General features: G+C 69.7%; 23 protein-coding genes. 13 read left to right on the forward strand and 10 right to left on the reverse strand.

What is annotated here, in order from left to right:
* Nucleotides 1-250 precede the first annotated feature (250 nt).
* On the reverse strand, nucleotides 251-1,579 hold the full coding sequence (gene icd / locus JHW38_RS16775) for an isocitrate dehydrogenase (NADP(+)) (RefSeq protein WP_207522468.1): 1,329 nt from the start codon (nucleotides 1,577-1,579) through the stop codon (nucleotides 251-253).
* Between the two features lie 215 nt (nucleotides 1,580-1,794).
* Here icd and JHW38_RS16780 point away from each other — a divergent pair, with 215 nt between their 5' ends.
* The 3 genes from JHW38_RS16780 (at nucleotide 1,795) to JHW38_RS16790 (ending at nucleotide 2,933) form a co-directional block, all read left to right on the forward strand.
* The gene (locus JHW38_RS16780; RefSeq protein WP_207522469.1) at nucleotides 1,795-2,115 is read left to right on the forward strand and encodes a hypothetical protein; all 321 of its coding nucleotides are present in this window, start codon (nucleotides 1,795-1,797) and stop codon (nucleotides 2,113-2,115) included.
* Nucleotides 2,116-2,144: 29 nt separating this feature from the next.
* Nucleotides 2,145-2,594, forward strand: a complete 450-nt coding sequence (locus JHW38_RS16785; protein ID WP_207522470.1) for a zinc-ribbon domain containing protein — start codon at nucleotides 2,145-2,147, stop codon at nucleotides 2,592-2,594.
* Between the two features lie 123 nt (nucleotides 2,595-2,717).
* Nucleotides 2,718-2,933, forward strand: coding sequence for a hypothetical protein (locus JHW38_RS16790; protein WP_207522471.1), 216 nt, complete (start codon nucleotides 2,718-2,720; stop codon nucleotides 2,931-2,933).
* Between the two features lie 51 nt (nucleotides 2,934-2,984).
* Here the strand turns inward: JHW38_RS16790 and JHW38_RS16795 are convergent, their stop codons facing one another.
* From JHW38_RS16795 to JHW38_RS16805, 3 genes are all read right to left on the reverse strand, one after another.
* Complete coding sequence (locus JHW38_RS16795) at nucleotides 2,985-3,350, reverse strand: YkgJ family cysteine cluster protein (RefSeq protein ID WP_207522472.1); 366 nt, start codon at nucleotides 3,348-3,350, stop codon at nucleotides 2,985-2,987.
* A gap of 48 nt (nucleotides 3,351-3,398) precedes the next feature.
* Nucleotides 3,399-3,707 (reverse strand): hypothetical protein, encoded by a 309-nt coding sequence (locus JHW38_RS16800; protein ID WP_207522473.1) that lies wholly within the window; start codon nucleotides 3,705-3,707, stop codon nucleotides 3,399-3,401.
* 83 nt (nucleotides 3,708-3,790) lie between these two features.
* Entirely contained in the window at nucleotides 3,791-4,498 is a 708-nt protein-coding gene (locus JHW38_RS16805; protein WP_207522474.1) for a UPF0149 family protein, read from the reverse strand.
* Nucleotides 4,499-4,569: 71 nt separating this feature from the next.
* On the opposite strand from JHW38_RS16805, the gene JHW38_RS16810 reads away from it, so the two are divergent.
* A complete protein-coding gene (locus JHW38_RS16810) occupies nucleotides 4,570-4,965 on the forward strand; it encodes a YchJ family protein (RefSeq protein WP_207522475.1) in 396 nt (131 codons plus the stop codon).
* 261 nt (nucleotides 4,966-5,226) lie between these two features.
* On the opposite strand, the gene JHW38_RS16815 is transcribed toward JHW38_RS16810, so the two are convergent.
* The 5 genes from JHW38_RS16815 to JHW38_RS16835 all read right to left on the reverse strand — a co-directional run bounded on the left by JHW38_RS16815 (nucleotide 5,227) and on the right by JHW38_RS16835 (nucleotide 10,370).
* The gene (locus JHW38_RS16815) at nucleotides 5,227-5,736 is read right to left on the reverse strand and encodes a hypothetical protein (protein ID WP_207522476.1); all 510 of its coding nucleotides are present in this window, start codon (nucleotides 5,734-5,736) and stop codon (nucleotides 5,227-5,229) included.
* A 74-nt stretch (nucleotides 5,737-5,810) separates the two neighbouring features.
* Nucleotides 5,811-6,119, reverse strand: coding sequence for a LysM peptidoglycan-binding domain-containing protein (locus tag JHW38_RS16820; protein WP_207522477.1), 309 nt, complete (start codon nucleotides 6,117-6,119; stop codon nucleotides 5,811-5,813).
* 193 nt (nucleotides 6,120-6,312) lie between these two features.
* Nucleotides 6,313-7,125 (reverse strand): NADPH-dependent 7-cyano-7-deazaguanine reductase QueF, encoded by an 813-nt coding sequence (queF, locus tag JHW38_RS16825; RefSeq protein WP_207522478.1) that lies wholly within the window; start codon nucleotides 7,123-7,125, stop codon nucleotides 6,313-6,315.
* Nucleotides 7,126-7,290: 165 nt separating this feature from the next.
* Nucleotides 7,291-8,625, reverse strand: coding sequence for a M20 family metallopeptidase (locus JHW38_RS16830; protein WP_207522479.1), 1,335 nt, complete (start codon nucleotides 8,623-8,625; stop codon nucleotides 7,291-7,293).
* A gap of 422 nt (nucleotides 8,626-9,047) precedes the next feature.
* On the reverse strand, nucleotides 9,048-10,370 hold the full coding sequence (locus JHW38_RS16835) for an amidohydrolase (RefSeq protein ID WP_207522480.1): 1,323 nt from the start codon (nucleotides 10,368-10,370) through the stop codon (nucleotides 9,048-9,050).
* A gap of 51 nt (nucleotides 10,371-10,421) precedes the next feature.
* Here JHW38_RS16835 and JHW38_RS26010 point away from each other — a divergent pair, with 51 nt between their 5' ends.
* The 7 genes from JHW38_RS26010 (at nucleotide 10,422) to JHW38_RS16865 (ending at nucleotide 14,380) form a co-directional block, all read left to right on the forward strand.
* Entirely contained in the window at nucleotides 10,422-10,541 is a 120-nt protein-coding gene (locus JHW38_RS26010) for a DUF6053 domain-containing protein (RefSeq protein WP_428995255.1), read from the forward strand.
* A gap of 149 nt (nucleotides 10,542-10,690) precedes the next feature.
* Entirely contained in the window at nucleotides 10,691-10,903 is a 213-nt protein-coding gene (locus JHW38_RS16840; protein ID WP_207522481.1) for a hypothetical protein, read from the forward strand.
* Nucleotides 10,904-10,985: 82 nt separating this feature from the next.
* Complete coding sequence (locus tag JHW38_RS16845) at nucleotides 10,986-11,207, forward strand: hypothetical protein (protein WP_207522482.1); 222 nt, start codon at nucleotides 10,986-10,988, stop codon at nucleotides 11,205-11,207.
* 52 nt (nucleotides 11,208-11,259) lie between these two features.
* Complete coding sequence (locus JHW38_RS16850; RefSeq protein ID WP_207522483.1) at nucleotides 11,260-11,481, forward strand: hypothetical protein; 222 nt, start codon at nucleotides 11,260-11,262, stop codon at nucleotides 11,479-11,481.
* A gap of 52 nt (nucleotides 11,482-11,533) precedes the next feature.
* The gene (locus JHW38_RS16855) at nucleotides 11,534-11,752 is read left to right on the forward strand and encodes a hypothetical protein (RefSeq protein WP_207522484.1); all 219 of its coding nucleotides are present in this window, start codon (nucleotides 11,534-11,536) and stop codon (nucleotides 11,750-11,752) included.
* A gap of 70 nt (nucleotides 11,753-11,822) precedes the next feature.
* Complete coding sequence (locus JHW38_RS16860; protein ID WP_207522485.1) at nucleotides 11,823-12,041, forward strand: hypothetical protein; 219 nt, start codon at nucleotides 11,823-11,825, stop codon at nucleotides 12,039-12,041.
* A gap of 206 nt (nucleotides 12,042-12,247) precedes the next feature.
* A complete protein-coding gene (locus JHW38_RS16865; protein ID WP_207522486.1) occupies nucleotides 12,248-14,380 on the forward strand; it encodes a TonB-dependent siderophore receptor in 2,133 nt (710 codons plus the stop codon).
* A 186-nt stretch (nucleotides 14,381-14,566) separates the two neighbouring features.
* Here JHW38_RS16865 and JHW38_RS16870 read toward each other — a convergent pair whose 3' ends face one another.
* Nucleotides 14,567-15,568: an aldo/keto reductase gene (locus JHW38_RS16870; RefSeq protein WP_207522487.1), complete on the reverse strand. Its 1,002-nt coding sequence runs from the start codon at nucleotides 15,566-15,568 to the stop codon at nucleotides 14,567-14,569.
* Nucleotides 15,569-15,773: 205 nt separating this feature from the next.
* Between JHW38_RS16870 and JHW38_RS16875 the strand changes: the two genes are divergently transcribed.
* Together JHW38_RS16875 and JHW38_RS16880 are read left to right on the forward strand one after the other, a co-directional pair.
* Nucleotides 15,774-16,649, forward strand: a complete 876-nt coding sequence (locus tag JHW38_RS16875) for a LysR family transcriptional regulator (protein WP_343225431.1) — start codon at nucleotides 15,774-15,776, stop codon at nucleotides 16,647-16,649.
* Between the two features lie 230 nt (nucleotides 16,650-16,879).
* Nucleotides 16,880-18,217 (forward strand): APC family permease, encoded by a 1,338-nt coding sequence (locus JHW38_RS16880; RefSeq protein WP_207522488.1) that lies wholly within the window; start codon nucleotides 16,880-16,882, stop codon nucleotides 18,215-18,217.
* Nucleotides 18,218-18,220 lie beyond the last annotated feature (3 nt).

The following is an 18,220-nucleotide window of genomic DNA, read 5'->3' on the forward strand; positions in this document are numbered from 1 at the left end:
TCGCGATGGCCCCTTGTAGGAGCGGCGCGAGCCGCGACCAACCGCAGCGGTGTTCGAAAGCGCCGCTTCCGCAGCCCGGGCAATCGGCCACGCTTGCAGATGCCGACTATCGGGGCTTCGGAAACCTCGCTTGCGAACACCGCTGCGGTTGGTCGCGGCTCGCGCCGCTCCTACAGGTAGGCATCGAAACGCCAAAAAAACACGGGGCGCCTGAGCGCCCCGTGCTTCAACGACTTCGGCGCGTCGCGCCTCAGAGGTGCTTGATGATCTCGTCCGCGAACTCCGAGCACTTGACCTCGGTCGCGCCGTCCATCAGACGGGCGAAATCGTAGGTCACGCGCTTGGAGCCGATGGCCTTGTCCATCGCCGCGATGATCGCGTCGGCGGCTTCGGTCCAGCCCATATAACGCAGCATCATCTCGCCCGACAGGATCACCGAACCCGGGTTGACCTTGTCCAGGTCGGCGTACTTCGGCGCGGTGCCGTGGGTCGCCTCGAACACGGCGTGGCCGGTCACGTAGTTGATGTTCGCGCCCGGCGCGATGCCGATGCCGCCGACCTGCGCGGCGAGCGCGTCGGACAGGTAGTCGCCGTTGAGGTTCAGCGTCGCGCTGACGTCGTATTCCTTCGGACGCAGCAGGATCTGCTGCAGGAAGGCGTCGGCGATCGCGTCCTTGATGACCAGGCCCGCGCCGGGCTTGCCTTCCGGAATCACGTGCCACGGGCCGCCGTCGAGCTCGACCGCGCCGAAGGCTTCGCGCGCGATCTGGTAACCCCAGTCGCGGAAGCCGCCTTCGGTGTACTTCATGATGTTGCCCTTGTGGACCAGGGTCACCGACTTGCGATTGTTCTCGATCGCGTATTCGATGGCCGCGTGGACCAGGCGGGTGGTGCCCAGGAACGACACCGGCTTGATGCCGATGCCGACCTCGACGCCGAGCTCGCGGCGCGGCGCGCCGACTTCGACCAGCGCGTCCTGCCAGGCGTCGATCTTGGCCTGGGTGCCGAAGCGGATCTTGTCGAACGCCTGCGGGAATTCCTTCTGCAGGAAGTCCAGCACCTTCTTCGAGTCGGCGCTGCCGCCGGCCCATTCGATGCCGGCGTAGATGTCCTCGGTGTTCTCGCGGAAGATCACCATGTCGACGTCGCCCGGCTTCTTGACCGGCGAGGGCACGCCTTCGAACCAGCGCACCGGGCGCAGGCAGACGTACAGGTCGAGCATCTGGCGCAGGGCCACGTTGAGCGAGCGGATGCCGCCGCCGACCGGCGTGGTCAGCGGGCCCTTGATGCTCACCAAGTAGTCGCGACAGGCTTGCACGGTGCCATCGGGCAGCCAGGTGCCGTAGGTGTTGTTGGCCTTCTCGCCGGCATAGACCTCCAGCCACTCGATCTTCTTCTTGCCGCCGTAAGCCTTGGCGACCGCGGCATCGAGCACGCGCACCGAGGCGCGCCAGATGTCGGGGCCGGTGCCGTCGCCTTCGATGAACGGGATGATCGGGCGGTCCGGCACGTTCAGGCCGGTCGGGGTCTTGGTGATCTTGGCGCCGCCTGCGGGCGGCGTCGCTACGAACTCGGTCATTACGATCTCCAGTGGGGCCGCCCGTGCGCAGGCGCATGGGACGGTGCAGGGTTCCTGCGGCCCGCGGGTGGCGCGACGGGCCGGCCGGCCATTGTCGCGGTTCGGGGGAGGCGAGGCAAAGTGCGCGGTGGGTCGCTGTGTTGCGGGGCCGGGCCGCAGGGCCTGTTATCGTGGCCGGCGCGGGCGCGGGCGCGGCGGCATCGGAGGCAGAGGCAATGGCGGCGCAGGATTCGATCTATGCCCGGCAGTGGCGCGACCGGCGCGCGCGCCGATTGTGGTTTTACGGCGTTTGGATCGGCGGCTTCGCGGTCCTGGCGCTGCTGATGTTCGGCGTGCTTCCACATTTCCCACAGATCCCGGCCGGCGCAATATTCGTCGTACTGGGCTTGACTTGGTTGGCGGGTTCCTTCTTCGCCGGGATGCGGCTTCAGCGATTTCCTTGTCCTCGCTGCGGACGTTCGTATTTCATGACCTCATTGATCTACTTCCCGTTCGCGCGTCAGTGCCGCCATTGCGGCTTGCCGCGGGACGAGTGAGGCGGCGCATGTACCGTCGGAAATCTCCGGTGCGTAAACGCAGGAAGAAGCGGCCCGATCCGCCGGTGCCGGTCGATACCTCCCGGTGGTCGCAGGCCAGCCGCCGCTCGATGACCTGCGAACTGATCGGCGATCATTATTCCGATCGCACGCTCAGCTGCCGCAATTGCCGCAACGCATTCGTGTTCAGCGCGCAGCAACAGCGCGAAACTTACGAAGTACGCAAGGCCTACATCGCGCAACAACGTTGCCTGTGCCCGCAGTGCTGGCCGCAGCGCTTGCGCCTGGTCGACGAACTCAAGCGTCTGCGCTCGCGTTGGGCGCGCGACCGCGCGGGCGTGAAGCGCGACCCGCAGGCCTTGCGCCGATGGCGCGAACTGTTGGCGCAAGCGCCGCGCTACGGTCTGCGCAGGGACCGCGCGCAATGCGCGATGGTCGAGCGGTTGCTGGCCGCGGCCTTGCCGCCGGTGGATGCGTGAGGGTTCGGCCTGCGTCGCGAACGATGCAGGGCGTCGCCCGGCAACGCTGGAATCGAGCCGATCCCTTATGCTGTCGCAGTAGCGACGTACCCGCATTCGTACGCAGCGATTCGGATTGCAACAATGATGAAGATCCTAGCGATCGTAGCCGCCCTGATTTCCACCGGCCTGGGCATCAGCGCGATCCTCACCCGCAGCATCTCGTTGCACTGGACCATCGGCAACGGCGAGCCGCGGCTCGACGAGCCGCCGACGGAGGTCCGCGGTTGGCCGGCGGTGGTCCTGGGCGTCGTCTGCATCGGCATCGGTGCGTTCATCGTCGCCAAGCACGTGCTCTGAGCCGTCTGCGCGGGAATCCGCGCGGATTCGGCGCGAGTCGCTTCGTCCCTGTCAGCCCGCGACAGCCCAGTCGCCCGGCGTCAACGGCGCCATCCCATGCACGGCCCGTGCGCGGTCGCATTGCGCGCTCGGCGCGCCGTCTTCCCACGCGGGCCTGACCTCGCGGCACGGCGAAGGCCGCAACGGATAGATGCCGCAGTGCGCGTCGCGCGCGAGGTCGCCACGCAGTTGTTCGCAACGCACCGGCGCGCCGCCGTAGGTGCCGCGCATGACCACGCGGTGCGGGTCCAGGGTTTCGGTCAGCGCCGATGGAGTGAGGCCGTGCGGGTGCGCGTCGGTCTCGCTCCAGTGGAACGCGACGCGGAAGGCGGCGCAGCAGGCGCCGCAGCGCAGGCAGGGGTGGGCAGCGTCGGACATGGGCCGGCGAATGTCGCGGCGGTGAAGGGATGGAATGGGTGCGAACGGCTACAGCAGCGCGGACACGCCGACCGCGCTCGTGAACGCGGAGATCAGCCCGAGCCACGCGATGATACGGCCATGCTCGGCGAAGCGCTGCGGGCGCAGCAGCCACTGCACGGCGCAGCCGACGAGATAGCCGGGCAGGAAGGCGAGGACGAGGCCGGTCCAGAGGCGGTCGAAGGCCTTGGGCGCTTCGAGTCCGTAGTAGCCGGCGACCGCGCCGAGCGCGAGTGCGGCGTACAGCGTCAGCCTCAGCGGCCGGATCCGGCGCAGATCCGCCCGGTCGTAGTCGAACCAGAATCGCGATTGCCGCATGCCGCTTCCTTGGCGCTGCTTGAACCGAGCCACACGCTAGCGCGACCCGGTCGCCACCGCCAGGGGCGACGCGGTTCAGGCGCTCAGGCCCCGCAGCACTTCTTGTACTTCTTGCCGCTGCCGCACGGGCACGGTTCGTTGCGGTCCGGGGTGTCGGCGCGGCGCAGCGGTTCGCGCGGGGTCAGCGCGTCGATGCGGTGGTGCTGCAGGTCGGCGAGCATGCCGGGCAGGCCGGAGACGATCTCCAGGCGCTCGCGGTAGCTGACCGGGGTCGGCGGCGCGGCCGGGTCCTCGCCGAGCACTTCGCCGCTGGCGAGGCGGTCGAACAGGACGAAGATCTCGTCGATCCAGTCGTTCTCGTCGAGCCAGGTTTCCCAGGTGGCTTCGCGCAGTTCGACGCCGCGGAAGAAGCCCAGCGCCCAGTCGCGGCCGACGTCGAGTTCGTCGGGCTGTTCGGTGTCGGGTTCTTCCGGCAGCCACAGCAGCGGGGCGAGGTGGTCGGGCAGGTCGTCGTCGCCGTGGCGGACCCGCGCCGAGACCATGTTCCAGTGGCCGATCAGCAGCGCCTGCACCTGCGCGGCCTCGGCCTCGTCGCTCCAGCGCGGCTCCTTGCCGCCCCACACCGCCGGCTGCCACTCGGCCGGCGCCGGCTGGTCGGGGCCGACCACCAGGGCCGAGAGGTAGCCGTCCAGCGCTTCCAGGTTGAAGCCCTTGTACGGCACGGCGCGCTGGTCGAGCAGGTCGGCCAGGCGTTCGATCTGCTCGTCGTCGAGGTAGGCGGGGGCTTTCATGGCGGCGCTCGTGGGGGCAACGGGGGCGTGCATGGTAGTCGCAAGCGCGTCGCCGCGGCGAAAATACCCGCATGAGCGCCCGCATCCCCGTCCCCGCCGCCTGCCCCTGCGACCCGGCCCGCCGTTATTCCGCCTGCTGCGGCCCCGCGCATGCCGGCCAGCCCGCGGCCAGCGCCCAGGCGCTGATGCGCTCGCGCTACAGCGCCTATGCGCTCGGCGACCTGGAGTACCTGCGCGCGAGCTGGGCGGCGCGGACCTGCCCGGACGAACTCGATTTCGACCCGGCGGTGCGCTGGCTCGGCCTGGAGATCAAGCGCACGCGCGAAGACGGCGACGCGGCGGCGGTGGAATTCGTCGCGCGTTACCGCGTCGGCGGCGGCAGCGCGGTGCGGCTGCACGAGCTCAGCCGGTTCGAGCGGGTCGACGGGCGCTGGCTTTATCTGGACGGCGAATTCCCGTCGGGTTGAAGCCACGATCGCCCCCTGTAGGAGCGGCGCAAGCCGCGACCGCGACACTGCGCTTACGACGAATTTTCGATCCGTTCGCATCCGCGCGCGCGGTCGCGCGCGATGGCCACTGGCGCCGCGGTTGCGGGTTCGCGGTCGCGGCTCGCGCCGCTCCTACAGCAAGCCGACGCGAGTCCCGCAACCGCCGCATCGCGCGAACAAAAAAAGGGCGCGGCCGTGAGGCCGCGCCCGGGCTTGCCCGCCCTTGAGGCGGAGAGAGGCTTACTTCTTGACTTCGAAATCCTTGCTCTGGACGACGTTGCCGTCCTGGCTGATCTCGACCTTGTACTTGCCTTCCGGGAAGCCCTTCGGGCTGTTGATGCTGAACTCGGTCACGCCGCCGTTGGTGGCCTGCACGTCGACCGCCGGATCTTCCTTGACGGTCTGGCCGTCCTGGTAGGTCCACTTGGCGCCGATCTTGGTCGCCACGGTGGCGGTCGGATCGGAGGTGTTGGTGGTCACCGACGCGTGGATGGTGTCCTTCGGCTTGAACGTGGTCGCCGCGGCGGTGACCTTCTTGTCGGCGCCGACGGCGCTGCCGAGGTCGAGGCTGGCGACGGTCGCGGTCGCAGCGACCGGAGCCGGGGCCGGGGCGGGCGCAGGAGCCGGGGTTTCGGCGGCCGGCGGCGGCGGCGGCGGAGCCGGCTCTTCCTTCTTCTTGCAGCCCGCCAGCGCCAGCGAGGCGACCAGGGCGGCGGCGACGGCGTACGTGGTGCGATTGCGGATCAGCATGGTGGATCTCCTTGGAAAGACGATGAAGTGGAAAGCGTCGCGGCGCGGGTTCGCGCCTCGTCGTTGACGGTGCGTCAGTCGTTGACGGTCGGAATCTTCAGGATCTGGCCGGGCTGGATCTTGTCGGGATCGTCGAGCTGATCGCGATTGGCCTCGAAGATCGCATTCCACTTGCTCGCCTTGCCGTAGAACTCTTTGGCGATGTGCGACAGCGTGTCGCCCTTCTGGACCGTGTAGGTCTGCTGGCCACCGCCGGTGATCTCGTCGGTCGAGCTCACGCCGCTCTGGACGTCGCTGAAATCGGCTTTCTCTTTGATTTCGTCGGTGCTCGACACACCGCTTTGCACATCGGAAAAATCGGCTTTCTTGTCCGGGGTAGTCATGGGTAGAGGGCTCCTGCCGGGGTGGCGGGGGCACCATGACATGGGGCTTGTTAAAAAGACATAGCGCCCGCGTGAACTGTGATGAGGAAACTGAATGGGGATATGACGCGTTTAAGACGCGTCTCAACCGGCGCTGTGCGCGCGCTGGATCCCGCGGCACCGGCCGTATGCCGGACCGGTGCCGTGAGCCGGCTTACTGGCGCTCGTCGCGGCCGGCGGCCGGCGCGTCCAGACCGGCGCTGCCGCGCCAGGGATTGATGTCCAGGCCGCCGCGGCGGGTGTAGCGCGCTTCCACCGACAGCCACTGCGGGCCGGCGATGCGGCTGAGGTCGGCATGGATGCGCTCGACGCATTGCTCGTGGAATTCGGCGTGGTCGCGGAACGAGACCAGGTAGCGCAGCAGGCCGGCCCGGTCCAGGCGCGGGCCGCGATACGCGACGACGACCCGCGCCCAGTCCGGCTGGCCGGTGACCGGGCAGTTCGACTTGAGCAGGGCCGAACTCAGGGTTTCCTCGACGATCTCGCCCGCGTCGGCGGACAGGTGTCCGGCATTCGGCGGGCCGTAGTCGTCGATCGCCACGTCGAGCGCGTCGATCGATTCGACGCTGTCGCCGTCATCGATCGGCGGCAGGCCGAACGCGACCTGCACCGGCGCGCCGGCGGCGGCGCCGAGGTCGCGCACGAAGGTGTCGAGCACCGCCTGCGCGCTGTCGAAACGGCTGGAATTGAAGGAATTCAGGTACAGCTTGAGCGACTTGGATTCGATCAGGTGCGGCGAGGTCGCCGGCACCGAAATCGTCGCGGTGGCGACCTGCGGCTTGCCGCGGCGGTCGAGCCAGCTAAGTTCGTAGGCGTGCCAGCGGTCGTAGCCGACGAACGGCGGCGCAGCGTCGTCGACGCCGATGTGCTCGCGGCCGAGCGCGCGGGCGATGGGGAACAGCAGCGAGGCGTCGTACTCGCGCGGGTAGTCGACGTGGCGGCCGAGGGGGAGTTCGTGGGAGGTCATGGCGGTATTTTAGCCGCTGCGGCGGGTGGCGCCGGTTGCCGCAGTTCGCGGTCGCAGCTTGCGCAGCTCCTACAGTCGGATCCGAACCGTCCGAAACCCTTGTAGGAGCGGCGCGAGCCGCTACCGCGACAATTCACCTGCGGCGCAACCGCAACCGCGCCGCGCTCACCCCGCCTTCGGCGCGTTCAGATAATCCAGCGTCACCTGCAGCATCGCCCGCAGCCCCAGGTCCAGCGAGCTCTCGTCGAGCTTGAACTTCGGCGAGTGGTTGCTCGGCGCCGTGGTCGGGTCCACGCCCTTTTCGGTCGCGCCGACGAAGAAGAACATCGCCGGCACTTCCTTGGCGTAGTACGAGAAATCCTCCGCGCCCATCACCAGCGGCATCTCGACCACGTTGGCGTCGCCGGCCACCGCCTTCAGGCTCGGCAGCATGCGCGCGGTCAGCGCCGGGTCGTTGTAGGTCACCGGGTTGCCGTCCTGGTCCGGCACCTGCGCTTCGGCGCGGGCGCCGTGCGCGGCGCTGACGTGCTCGGCGACGTTCTTGAGGTCTTTGAAGATCGCCTGGCGCATGCCTTCGTCGAAGGTGCGGATGGTGCCGACCATCTCCACGTCGTCGGGAATGATGTTGTAGCGGATGCCGCCCTTGATCGCGCCGAAGCTGACCACCGCCGGCAGCTTGGCGATGTTGGTGCGGCGGCTGACGATGGTCTGCGAGGTGCCGATCACGTCGGCGGCGGCGACGATCGGGTCGATGCCGGCCCACGGCGCCGAGCCGTGGGTCTGGCGGCCCTTGATCTTGATGCTGAAGCGGTCGGACGCGGCCATCAGCGGGCCGCCGCGCACGCCGAGCTGGCCGGCGTTCAAGGTCGAGAACACGTGCAGGCCGAACACCGCTTCGGGCTTGTAGTCCTTGAACAATCCGTCCTTGAGCATCAGCGAGGCGCCGCCTTCCTCGTTGCCCGGCGCGCCTTCTTCGGCCGGCTGGAAGATCAGCATCACCTGGCCCGGCAGGTCCTTCTTCATCGCCACCAGCGCATCGGCCACGCCGAGCAGGATGCCGGTGTGGGCGTCGTGGCCGCAGGCGTGCATGACCCCGACGGTTTCGCCGCGATAGGTCGCGGTGGCCTTGGACGCGAACGGCAGGTCGACCTGTTCGGTCACCGGCAGCGCGTCCATGTCGGCGCGCAGGGCGATCTTCGGGCCGGGCTTGCCGCCTTCGATGATCGCGACCACGCCATGCTTGGCGATGCCGGTGCGCGGCTTGAGCCCGAGCTTGCGCAGGTGCTCGGCGACCTTGGCCGCGGTGCGCTCCTCGCGGTTGGACAGTTCCGGGTTCTGGTGGAAATCGCGGCGCCAGCCGACCACGTCGGCCTTGAGCTTGGCCGCGGCGCTGGCGACCTCCGGGCGCTCGCCCGACGCCTGGGCGGCGGCGGCGAGCGGCAGGGCGAGGGCGGACAGACTCAGGGCGCAGCGCAGCGCGACGGACAGCGGACGCTTCATCGACTTCGACTCCGGCGGGAAAGTCCCGATGCTAGCCGAAGGCGGGCGGCGCGGCAGCGCGACTTTGGGTGGGCCCGTCCCTGTAGGAGCGGCGCGAGCCGCGACCGCGAACCTGCAATGGCGACGAAAACTTCTATCCCGCGCAACCGCATGCGCCGATGCGAAGGCGGAGGTTTCGTCGTCGTTGCGGTGTCGCGGTCGCGGCTTGCGCCGCTCCTACAGGGGGGATCGCCGGGTTGCGCACTGAAGACCCGAGACGTTCGCGGCGTACCCCGCCAGAACGTCATCCCCGCGAACGCGGAGATCCAGAGACTTCAGAGCCATGTCGCGGTGAAGCCCTGGATCCCCGCCTTCGCGGGGATGACGGTAGGAGAGTGGCGTGGCGTGGCGCGGTGCAGCGCGAATCGATACGACCTCGCCGATCACTCCTGCGCCGGCGCACCGTGCAGATAATCCAGCGCCACCTGCAACATCGCCTTCGTGCCGACCTCCAGCGCGCCTTCGTCGAGCATGAAGTTCGGCGAATGGTTGATCGGCGCCTTGGCCGCGTCGCTGCCCTTCGCGGTCGAGCCGACGAAGAAATAGAAGCCCGGCACGGTGTTGGCGAACTGGGAGAAATCCTCGGCCACGGTCACCAGCCCGGATTCGACCACGTTGGCCTCGCCGGCCGCGCGCCGCAGCGACGGCAGGGCGCGGCGGGTCAGGGCGGCGTCGTTGATCGTCGCCGGCGCGTTGTTGACCACCGCCAGCTCGGCGCTGGCGCCGGCGGCGTGGGCGTAGTCGTCGGCGGTGCGGCGCAGGCGCGCGATCACGTCCTCGCGCACGGCCGGGTCGAAGGTGCGCAGGGTGCCGACGAGCCTGGCTTCGTCGGGAATGATGTTGAAGCGCACGCCGCTGTTGAACTGGCCGGCGGTCAGCACCACCGGGGTCGCGGCGATGTTGACCTGGCGCGCGATCATGCTCTGGCTGGCGAGCAGGATCTGCGCGCCGACGGTGATCGGGTCGACCCCGTCCCACGGCCGCGAGCCGTGGGTCTGCTTGCCGCGCACGGTCAGGCTCCATTCGTCGGCGCTGGCCAGCATCGGGCCGCTGCGGTAGCCGATCTGGCCGACGTTGAGCCCGGCCCACACGTGCAGGCCGAACACGGCTTCGGGTTTGAAGTCCTTGAACACGCCTTGATCGAGCATGAGTTTGGCGCCGAACGGCTCGCCCGCGGTCGGCGGGCCTTCCTCGGCCGGCTGGAACACGAACATGACTTCGCCCGGCAGTTGGTCCTTGTGCGCGGCCAGCGCGGTGGCGACGCCGAGCAGGATCGCCACGTGCGCGTCGTGGCCGCAGGCGTGCATGACCCCGACCGGCTGGCCGCGGTAATCGGCGGTGACCTTGGACGCGAACGGCAAACCGGCCGGCTCGGTCACCGGCAGCGCGTCCATGTCGGCGCGGATGGCGATGCGCGGGCCGGGCTTGCCGCCCTTAAGCACCGCCGCCACGCCGGTGTGGGCGATGCCGGTGCGCGGTTGCAGGCCGAGCTTGCGCAACTGTGCAGCGACGAGCTGTGCGGTGCGCACTTCGTGCTGGCCGAGCTCGGGGTGCTGGTGGATGTCGCGGCGCCAGGCCACGACCTGGCTTTGGACCGATTGCGCGGCCTGCGCGGTCGCGGCGGGGTCGGCGCTTTGGGCGAACGCGGGAGCGGCGCAGGCGAGCGCCAGGGCGGCCAACGCCGACGGACGGAAAGACAGGGACATCGCAGGACTCCGGCGCGGGAAGGAAGGCGGCGTACGGATGCGTCGGCGGTCGTGGGAGGGCCTTCAGGCCCGACGCCGTTCGCTGCGATCATCGCGATCGGACACCAGAGCGTCGGGCCTGAAGGCCTTCCCATAACCGCGCATCGCACGCGCGGCAGCCTGCGATGCTAAGGCCGAAGCTGCGCCCGCGGTACCCGGCGGCGGCCGCAACGCGGCGTTGCAACCGTGCGTACGGACGTGAATGCAGTCACAGGCCGGGCCGTCGCCGTCGCGCATGCTGGCCACGGCCGATCCGGCCGCCGACCAAGGAGCAGGTTCGCATGGGTTCGATTCGCCACACCCTGAGTTTTCTCGCCGCGTTCGCGTTCGCCGCCGGTTTCGCCGGCAGCGCCCTGGCCGCGGGCAATTGCAGCATCTGCATGGGCATCTACGACCGCTGCATGGCCCAGCCCGACGCCGACCAGGGCGTCTGCGCGCGCCTGCACAACCAGTGCGCGCAACCCAAGCAGTGCCCGCTGATGCCGGAGTTCTGAGCATCGCCGCCGGCTCCGGCGCGCGTCGCGACGGCGCCGGTGTTCCGCGTTGCATTCACCAACGACCAAGGAGCAGGTTCGTATGCGTTCGATTCGCCACAAGACGTTGTTCGCCGCCGCATTCGTGTTCGCCGCCGGCTTCGCCGCCAGCGCCGCCGCCGTCCCGGCCAAGTGCGCGCCGTGCCGCCAGATCTACGACGACTGCATGGCCGGGCCCAACCCCAGCTACGAAGTCTGCGCGCGCCAGTACAACGAGTGCGTGCCGCCGAGCTGCCCGCTGATGCCGCTGCCGTGGGATCCCTGAGCGCCGCCGCCGCACCCGACCGGAATCATCCACGACCAAGGAGAAGGTTCGTATGCGTTCGATTCGCCACAAGACGTTGTTCGCCGCCGCATTCGTGTTCGCCGCCGGCTTCGCCGCCAGCGCCGCCGCGATCCCGGCCAAGTGCGCGCCGTGCCGCCAGATCTACGACGACTGCATGGCCGGCCCCACTCCCAGCTACGAAGTCTGCGCGCGCCAGTACAACCAGTGCGTGCCGGCGGGCTGCATGCTGATGCCGCTGCCGTGGGAACCCTGAGCGCCGCCGTTGCGCCCGACCGGAGTCATCCACGACCCAGGAGAAGATCCGTATGCGTTCGATCCGCCACAAGACGCTGTTCGCCGCCGCGTTCGCATTCGCGATGGCGCTGAGCTCGACCGCGATGGCGCAGTTCGATTACCGGTGCGACTCGTGCATGAGTCAATACACCTATTGCGCCGGCCAACCCGATGCGTCGATTCCGGCGTGCGTCGACGAATACAACATTTGCGCGGGACGCTACGACTGCCCGTACATGCCGATCGAGTGAAGTCCGTCCCCGGCCGCCGCCAGCGACGGCCGGTGGCGTCGTCCGCCACATGACCCAGGAGAAGGTTCGTATGCGTTCGATTCGCCACAAGACCCTGTTCGCCGCCGCGTTCGTGTTCGCCGCCGGCTTCGTCGGCACCGCCGCGGCCGGCAGTTGCTGGGATTGCCAGCAGATCTATAACGCCTGCATGCAGGAACCCGGGACCACCCAGAGCCAGTGCGCGCACCGCCACAACGACTGCGCGCGGCCGATGAACTGCCCGCTGATGCCGGAAACCGACATCGAGTAAGGCCGCCAGGCGTGCGACCCGCGGGCGCGGTGCGGCGCGCCCGCTTCGGGTCGGGGCCGGGGCGCACGGGCGCCCCGGCCGCCGCCCGGCGGGCCGATTTGCCCCGCCGCCGCCGCGGGCCTAAAATGAGAATGGTTATCGTTTGCCGGCTCGCAGGACGCTCGCGGCCGCGATCGCGCCCTTTCCCGTTCTCCGTGCAGGCCCCCATGTCCCTTTCCGCTTCCCGTCCGCGCGCGCTCGGCCGCGCGATCCGCCTGACCTTGTCCGGCCTGCCGCTGCTGGCCGGCGCTTTCGCCGCGCAGGCCGCGGACGCCCCGGCCGCCGACGCGACCACCCTCGACAAGGTCCAGGTCCAGGCGCCGATCGCCAAGCGCAGCCAGACCGTGACCAAGACCGACACCCCGCTGATCGAGGTGCCGCAGTCGGTCTCGGTCATCACCGCCCAGCAGATGCGCGAGCGCGGCATCCAGGGCATCGAGGAAGCGGTGTGGTACACCGCCGGCGCGCAGGGCGGCGGCTACGGCCAGGACACCCGCAGCGACTGGCTGCTGGTGCGCGGCTTCACCCCGGCCCGCTACATGGACGGGCTGACCCTCACCGACGGCGTGTGGACCGGCGGCACCCGCATCGAGCCGTACGGGCTGGAGCGGCTGGACGTGCTCAAGGGACCCTCGTCGGTGGCCTACGGCGCGATGCCGCCGGGCGGCCTGGTCAACATGGTCAGCAAGCGGCCGACCGCCGAGCCGCTGCACGAGGTCGAGGTCACCCTCGGCAACTACGACCTGCGCCAGGCCGCGTTCGATTTCGGCGGCCCGCTCAGCGCCGACGGCGTGTGGTCGTACCGGCTGACCGGCCTGGCCCGCAACAGCGACAACATCGTCGACCACGTCAAGGACGACCGTTACTTCTTCGCCCCCGCGCTGAGCTGGAAGCCGAGCGAGGACACCGAACTGACCGTGCTGGCGCGCTGGCAGAAGGCCGACACCGCGCAGGGCGGCGGCTTCCTGCCCGCGGCCGGCACCCTGCTGCCGAACCCGCACGGCAAGATCCCGCGCGAGCGCTACACCGGCGAGCCGGGCTGGAACGACTACGTCAAGACCATGCGCTCGATCGGCTACGAATTCCGCCACCGCTTCAGCGACGCGGTGACCTTCCGCCAGAACCTGCGCTACGGCAAGGTCGACGTCGATCACGACGCCGGCGTCGGCGCGTTCGGCCTGCAGGACGACCAGCGCACGCTGACGCGCTACTACTTCCCGCTGGAAGAAGCCTCCAAGTCATTCGCCGTCGACAACAACGTCGAATGGAAGTTCGGCACCGGCGGCTGGGACCACACCGTCCTCGCCGGCATCGACTATCGCCGTCTGGAAAGCGACTACAGTTCGGCGTTCGCGTTCGGCGCGCCGTCGCTGGACATCTTCAACCCGGTCTACGGCGCGCGCATCGTCAAGCCGGCCTACACCTCGCGCACCGACAAGGTGCAGCAGCAGGTCGGCGTGTACGTGCAGGACCAAATCCGCATCGACCGCTGGGTGATCACCGCCGCCGGCCGCCAGGACCGGGTGCGCACGCGCACCGACAATCTGCTGGCCGCGCCGGTCACGCGCGAGCGCCAGAACGACAGCAAGTTCTCCGGGCGCCTGGGCGTGAACTACCTGTTCGACTCGGGCTGGGCGCCGTATGTGGCCTGGTCGCAGTCGTTCGAACCGACCGTCGGCGCCGACTTCGCCGGCCGTTCGTTCGTGCCGACCACCGGCGAGCAGATCGAAGCGGGCCTGAAGTTCCAGCCCGCCAGCGGCCGCGCGCTGCTGACCCTGGCCGCGTACGAGCTCAAGCAGAAGAACACCCTGACCGTCGATCCCAACCACACCTTGTTCTCGCTGCAACAGGGCGAGACCCGGGTGCGCGGCGCCGAACTGGAAGGGCGCTGGAATTTCGCCAACGGCCTGAGCGTGTACGGCGCCTACACCTACACCGATTCGGAAGTGACCCGCAGCAACGACGCCGGCGCGCTCGGCAAGCAGATCGCCTTGCAGCCGCGCAACGTCGCGTCCTTGGGCGCGGACTACACCATCGGCTACGGCGCGCTGTCGGGCCTGGGCTTCGGCGCCGGCGTGCGCTACACCGGCGAGCACTACGGCGATCTGTACAACCAGTGGAAGACGCCGTCGTACACGCTGTTCGACGCCTCGGTGCGCTACGACCTGGACGCGTGGCGGTTCCAGCTCAACGCCAGCAACCTCAGCGACAAGGAATACGTGTCGGTGTGCAACAGCGCGGCGTGGTGCTACTACGGCTATCCGCGCACGGTGACGGCGTCGGTGCGCTATCGCTGGTGATGCGCGCGGATCTTGCGACGCAGCGACTGTAGGAGCTGCGCGAGCTGCGACTACGGGGTAGCCGGTTGCGTCGTCTGCGTGGTGTCGCGGTCGCGACTTGCGTCGCTCCTACAGGTGGATCGCGCGGATCTTCGCTGGTGCGGAAAAACGGGACGCAGCGTCGCCGCTGCGTCCCGCGGGCGCGGCTCAGCGACCGATCATCGCCATGCCGGCTTCGCTGTAGCGCTCGCCCGCGACCGCGCCGGGGGCGAACAGCGCGGCCAGGCGGCCGAGGTCGTCGGCCGTCAGCGTCACGTCGACCGCGCCGAGGTTGTCGTCGAGGTACTTGCGTCGCTTGGTGCCGGGGATCGGCACGATGTGCTCGCCCTGCGCCAGTACCCAGGCCAGCGCCAGTTGCGCCGGGGTGCAGCCCTTGTCGGCGGCCAGTCGCTTGACCTGCTGCGCCAGTTCCAGATTGCGGGCGAAGTTGTCGCCCTGGAAGCGCGGAGTGATGCGGCGGAAGTCGTCGCTGGCGAGCGAATCGGCGCTGGTGATCGCGCCGGTCAGAAAGCCGCGGCCGAGCGGGCTGTAGGGCACGAAGCCCACGCCGAGGCGTTCGCACGCGGCCAGCACGCCGTTGTTCTCCGGGTCGCGCGTCCACAGCGAGTATTCGCTCTGCACCGCGGCGATCGGATGCACGGCCTGAGCGCGTTCGAGCGTCTGCGCCGAGGGTTCGGACAGGCCCAGGTAACGCACCTTGCCCTGGCGCACGAGGTCGGCCATCGCGCCGACGGTGTCTTCGATCGGCACGTTCGGATCGACCCGGTGCTGGTAGTACAGGTCGATATGGTCGGTGCGCAGGCGCTGCAGGCTGCCCTCGACCGCGCTGCGCACGTACTCGGGGCGGCCGCTGACGGTGCGCACGCCGGGTTGCGACGGGTCGGAGACGAAGCCGAACTTGCTGGCCAGGAACACCTGCTCGCGGCGGCCCTGCAGGAAGCCGCCGAGCAATTCCTCGTTGGTGTGCGGACCGTACACGTCGGCGGTGTCGAGGAAGTTCACCCCGCGCTCCAGGGCGCGTTCCAGCGTGGCCAGCGATTCGCCGTCGTCGGCGGCGCCGTAGGCGAAGCTCATGCCCATGCAGCCCAGGCCGAGCGCGGACACGGTGGGGCCGTTGCGGCCGAGGCGGCGGGTCGGAAGCGTAGTCATTGCGGCGGTTCTCCATGATCGGGGGGAGAGCGGGACGCGGCGGGTGGGGGTCCGCCGCGGCGCCCGGGGAGGGCGTGCGGGCACTGTAGGCCGGCGTCATTGCGCGAAAAACCGGCCTATTCCTCATGTGTCATGAAGATTTTCTTCATAATGGCCGACAGGTCCCGCCGGAGCCGCCGCCATCGCCGCCCATCCCCTGCCCGCCGTGCTCGGCTTCGCCCGGGTCGCCCACTTCGGCAGCTTCACCCGCGCCGCGGCCGAGCTTGAGGTCTCGCCGTCGGCCCTGTCGCAGAGCGTGCGCGCGCTGGAAACCAAGCTCGGCGTGCGCCTGCTGAACCGCACCACCCGGCAGGTGGCGCTGACCGAGCACGGCGCGCGCTTCCTCGAACGCATCCAGCCCGGGTTGGCGCAGATCCAGGCCGCGTTCGACGACCTCGACGAGGTCCGCCACCGCCCGACCGGACGGCTGCGCATCAATGTCGGCCGCACCGCGCTGCGGATCATGATCGAGCCGAAGCTGGCGGCGTTCATGGCCTTGTATCCGGAGCTCGAAGTGGAGCTGTTCGCCGACGACACGCTGGCCGACCTGGTCGGCGAAGGGTTCGACGCCGGCATCCGCCTCGGCGAGAGCCTGGCGCGCGAGATGGTCGCGCTGCCGTTCGGCGGGCCGCAGCGCCAGGTCATCGTCGGCTCGCCGGCCTACTTCGAACGGCATCCGCGGCCGCGCACGCCGCAGGACCTGGCGCAGCACGACTGCATCCGCCTGCGCCTGCCCGGCGCGCGGCGTCTGTATCCGTACGAATTCAGCCGCGACGGGCGCGATTTCGACGTGGAAGTGCACGGCCGGCTGATCCTCAACGAAGGCTGGCACATCCTGTCGGCGGCGCGCGCGGGGCTGGGGCTGGCGCAGGTGTTCGAACCCTCGGCGCGCGCGGACCTGCGCGAAGGGCGCTTGATCGAGGTGTTGTCGGAGTGGCTGCCGCCGTTCCCGGGGTTCCACATCTACTACCCGGCGCGCAAGCAGCTGCCGATGAAGCTGCGGGTGTTCGTGGATTTCCTGCGCGCGCAGACTTGGGACTAGCCGCGACGTAGCGACTGTAGGAGCTGCGCGAGCTGCGACCGCGGGGTAGCCGGTCGCGTCGTAGGCGTGGTGTCGCGGTCGCGGCTCGCGCCGCTCCTACAGGCAGATCGCGTGGTGCTTCGATGGCCGGGAGGTCGCGATTCGCGCCGTCCGCGCAGGCGGTTCTCGCATTTCGCCGCGGCGCATGCGAGGCTGCGGCGGATCGCTGGGGAGCCGTCATGAACGATGCCGTGTCCGCCGTAGCACCCGCCGCGCCGAAACCGCTGCAAGGCGAGGCCGCGCTGGTGCGCGCGCTGGGGCCGTTCCAGCTCGGCGCTTCGATCGTCAACATCATCGTCGGCGCCGGCATCTTCATGCTGCCGGCGCTGCTGTACGGACGGCTCGGCGCGAGCGCGCCGCTGGTGTTCGTGGCCGGGGCGCTGGCGATCGTGCCGATCGCGCTGTGCTTCGCCGCGATCGGCAGCCGCGCCGCCGCCACCGGCGGGCCGTACACCTTCGTCGGCGCGGCGTTCGGGCCGTTCGCCGGGTTCCTCGCCGGCGCGTTGATGTGGGTCTGCAACACCTCCTCCAGCGCCGGCGTCGCCGCGGCCCTGGCCGAGCAGGCCGGCAACGCATGGGCCGCGCTGCGCGAGCCGCTGCCGCGCGCGGCGTTCATCGCCGCGGTCTACGCCGCGCTGTTCGCGCTCAACGCGTTCGGGGTCAGGCTCGGCGCGCGCATGATCGTGCTGCTGGCCACGCTCAAGCTGTTGCCGCTGTTCCTGCTCGCCGGCGTCGGCCTGTGGTTCGTCGACTGGCATCAACTCAGCGCCGCGGCGTGGCCGGGCTGGGGCGCGCTGGGCTCGTCGATGGTGCTGGTGGTGTTCGCCTACTCGGGCATGGAAACCGCGCTGGTGCCGACCGGCGAAGTGCGCGATCCCTCGCGCCACGTGCCGCGCGCGACCCTGTCGGCGATCGTGCTGGTGGTGCTGCTGTACATCGGCATCCAGCTGGCCTGCCAGGGCTTGCTCGGCGCGCGCCTGCAAGGCAGCGCCACGCCGGTCGCCGACGCCGCCGGCGCGGGCTGGGCGCCCGCGCACGGGCTGCTGCTGGCGACCGCGGGCGTGTCGATGACGGGATTTCTGATGGGCAACCTGTTCTCGTCCTCGCGCCTGCTGTTCGCGCTCGGCCGCGACGGCTATCTGCCGGCTGCGTTCGGCCGGGTCGACGCGCGCTATCACGTGCCGCGCGTGGGCTTGCTCGCGCATGCCGGGATCGCGCTGGCGCTGGCGCTGATCGGCAACTTCGAAACCCTGGCGCTGATTTCCGGCGGCGCGATCTGCCTGCTGTTCGCCGCGGTCTCGGTCGCGGCCTGGCGCGCGCAGGCGCGCGACCTGCGCGGCGCCGGCGAACCCTTCCGCCTGCCCGGCGGCAGCTGGCCGATGCCGCTGCTGGCGGTCGCGGTGATGGCGGCGATCCTGGCGACGATGACCCTGGCGCAGTGGCTGGCGATCCTCGTTTCCCTGCTCGCGCTGGTGGCGCTGTACGCGGTGCTGGCGTTGCGCCGGCGCGCGGCCGGCGCAACGCGCTGAAGC

It is taken from the genome of Lysobacter enzymogenes (assembly GCF_017355525.1).
Lineage (GTDB): Bacteria > Pseudomonadota > Gammaproteobacteria > Xanthomonadales > Xanthomonadaceae > Lysobacter > Lysobacter enzymogenes_C.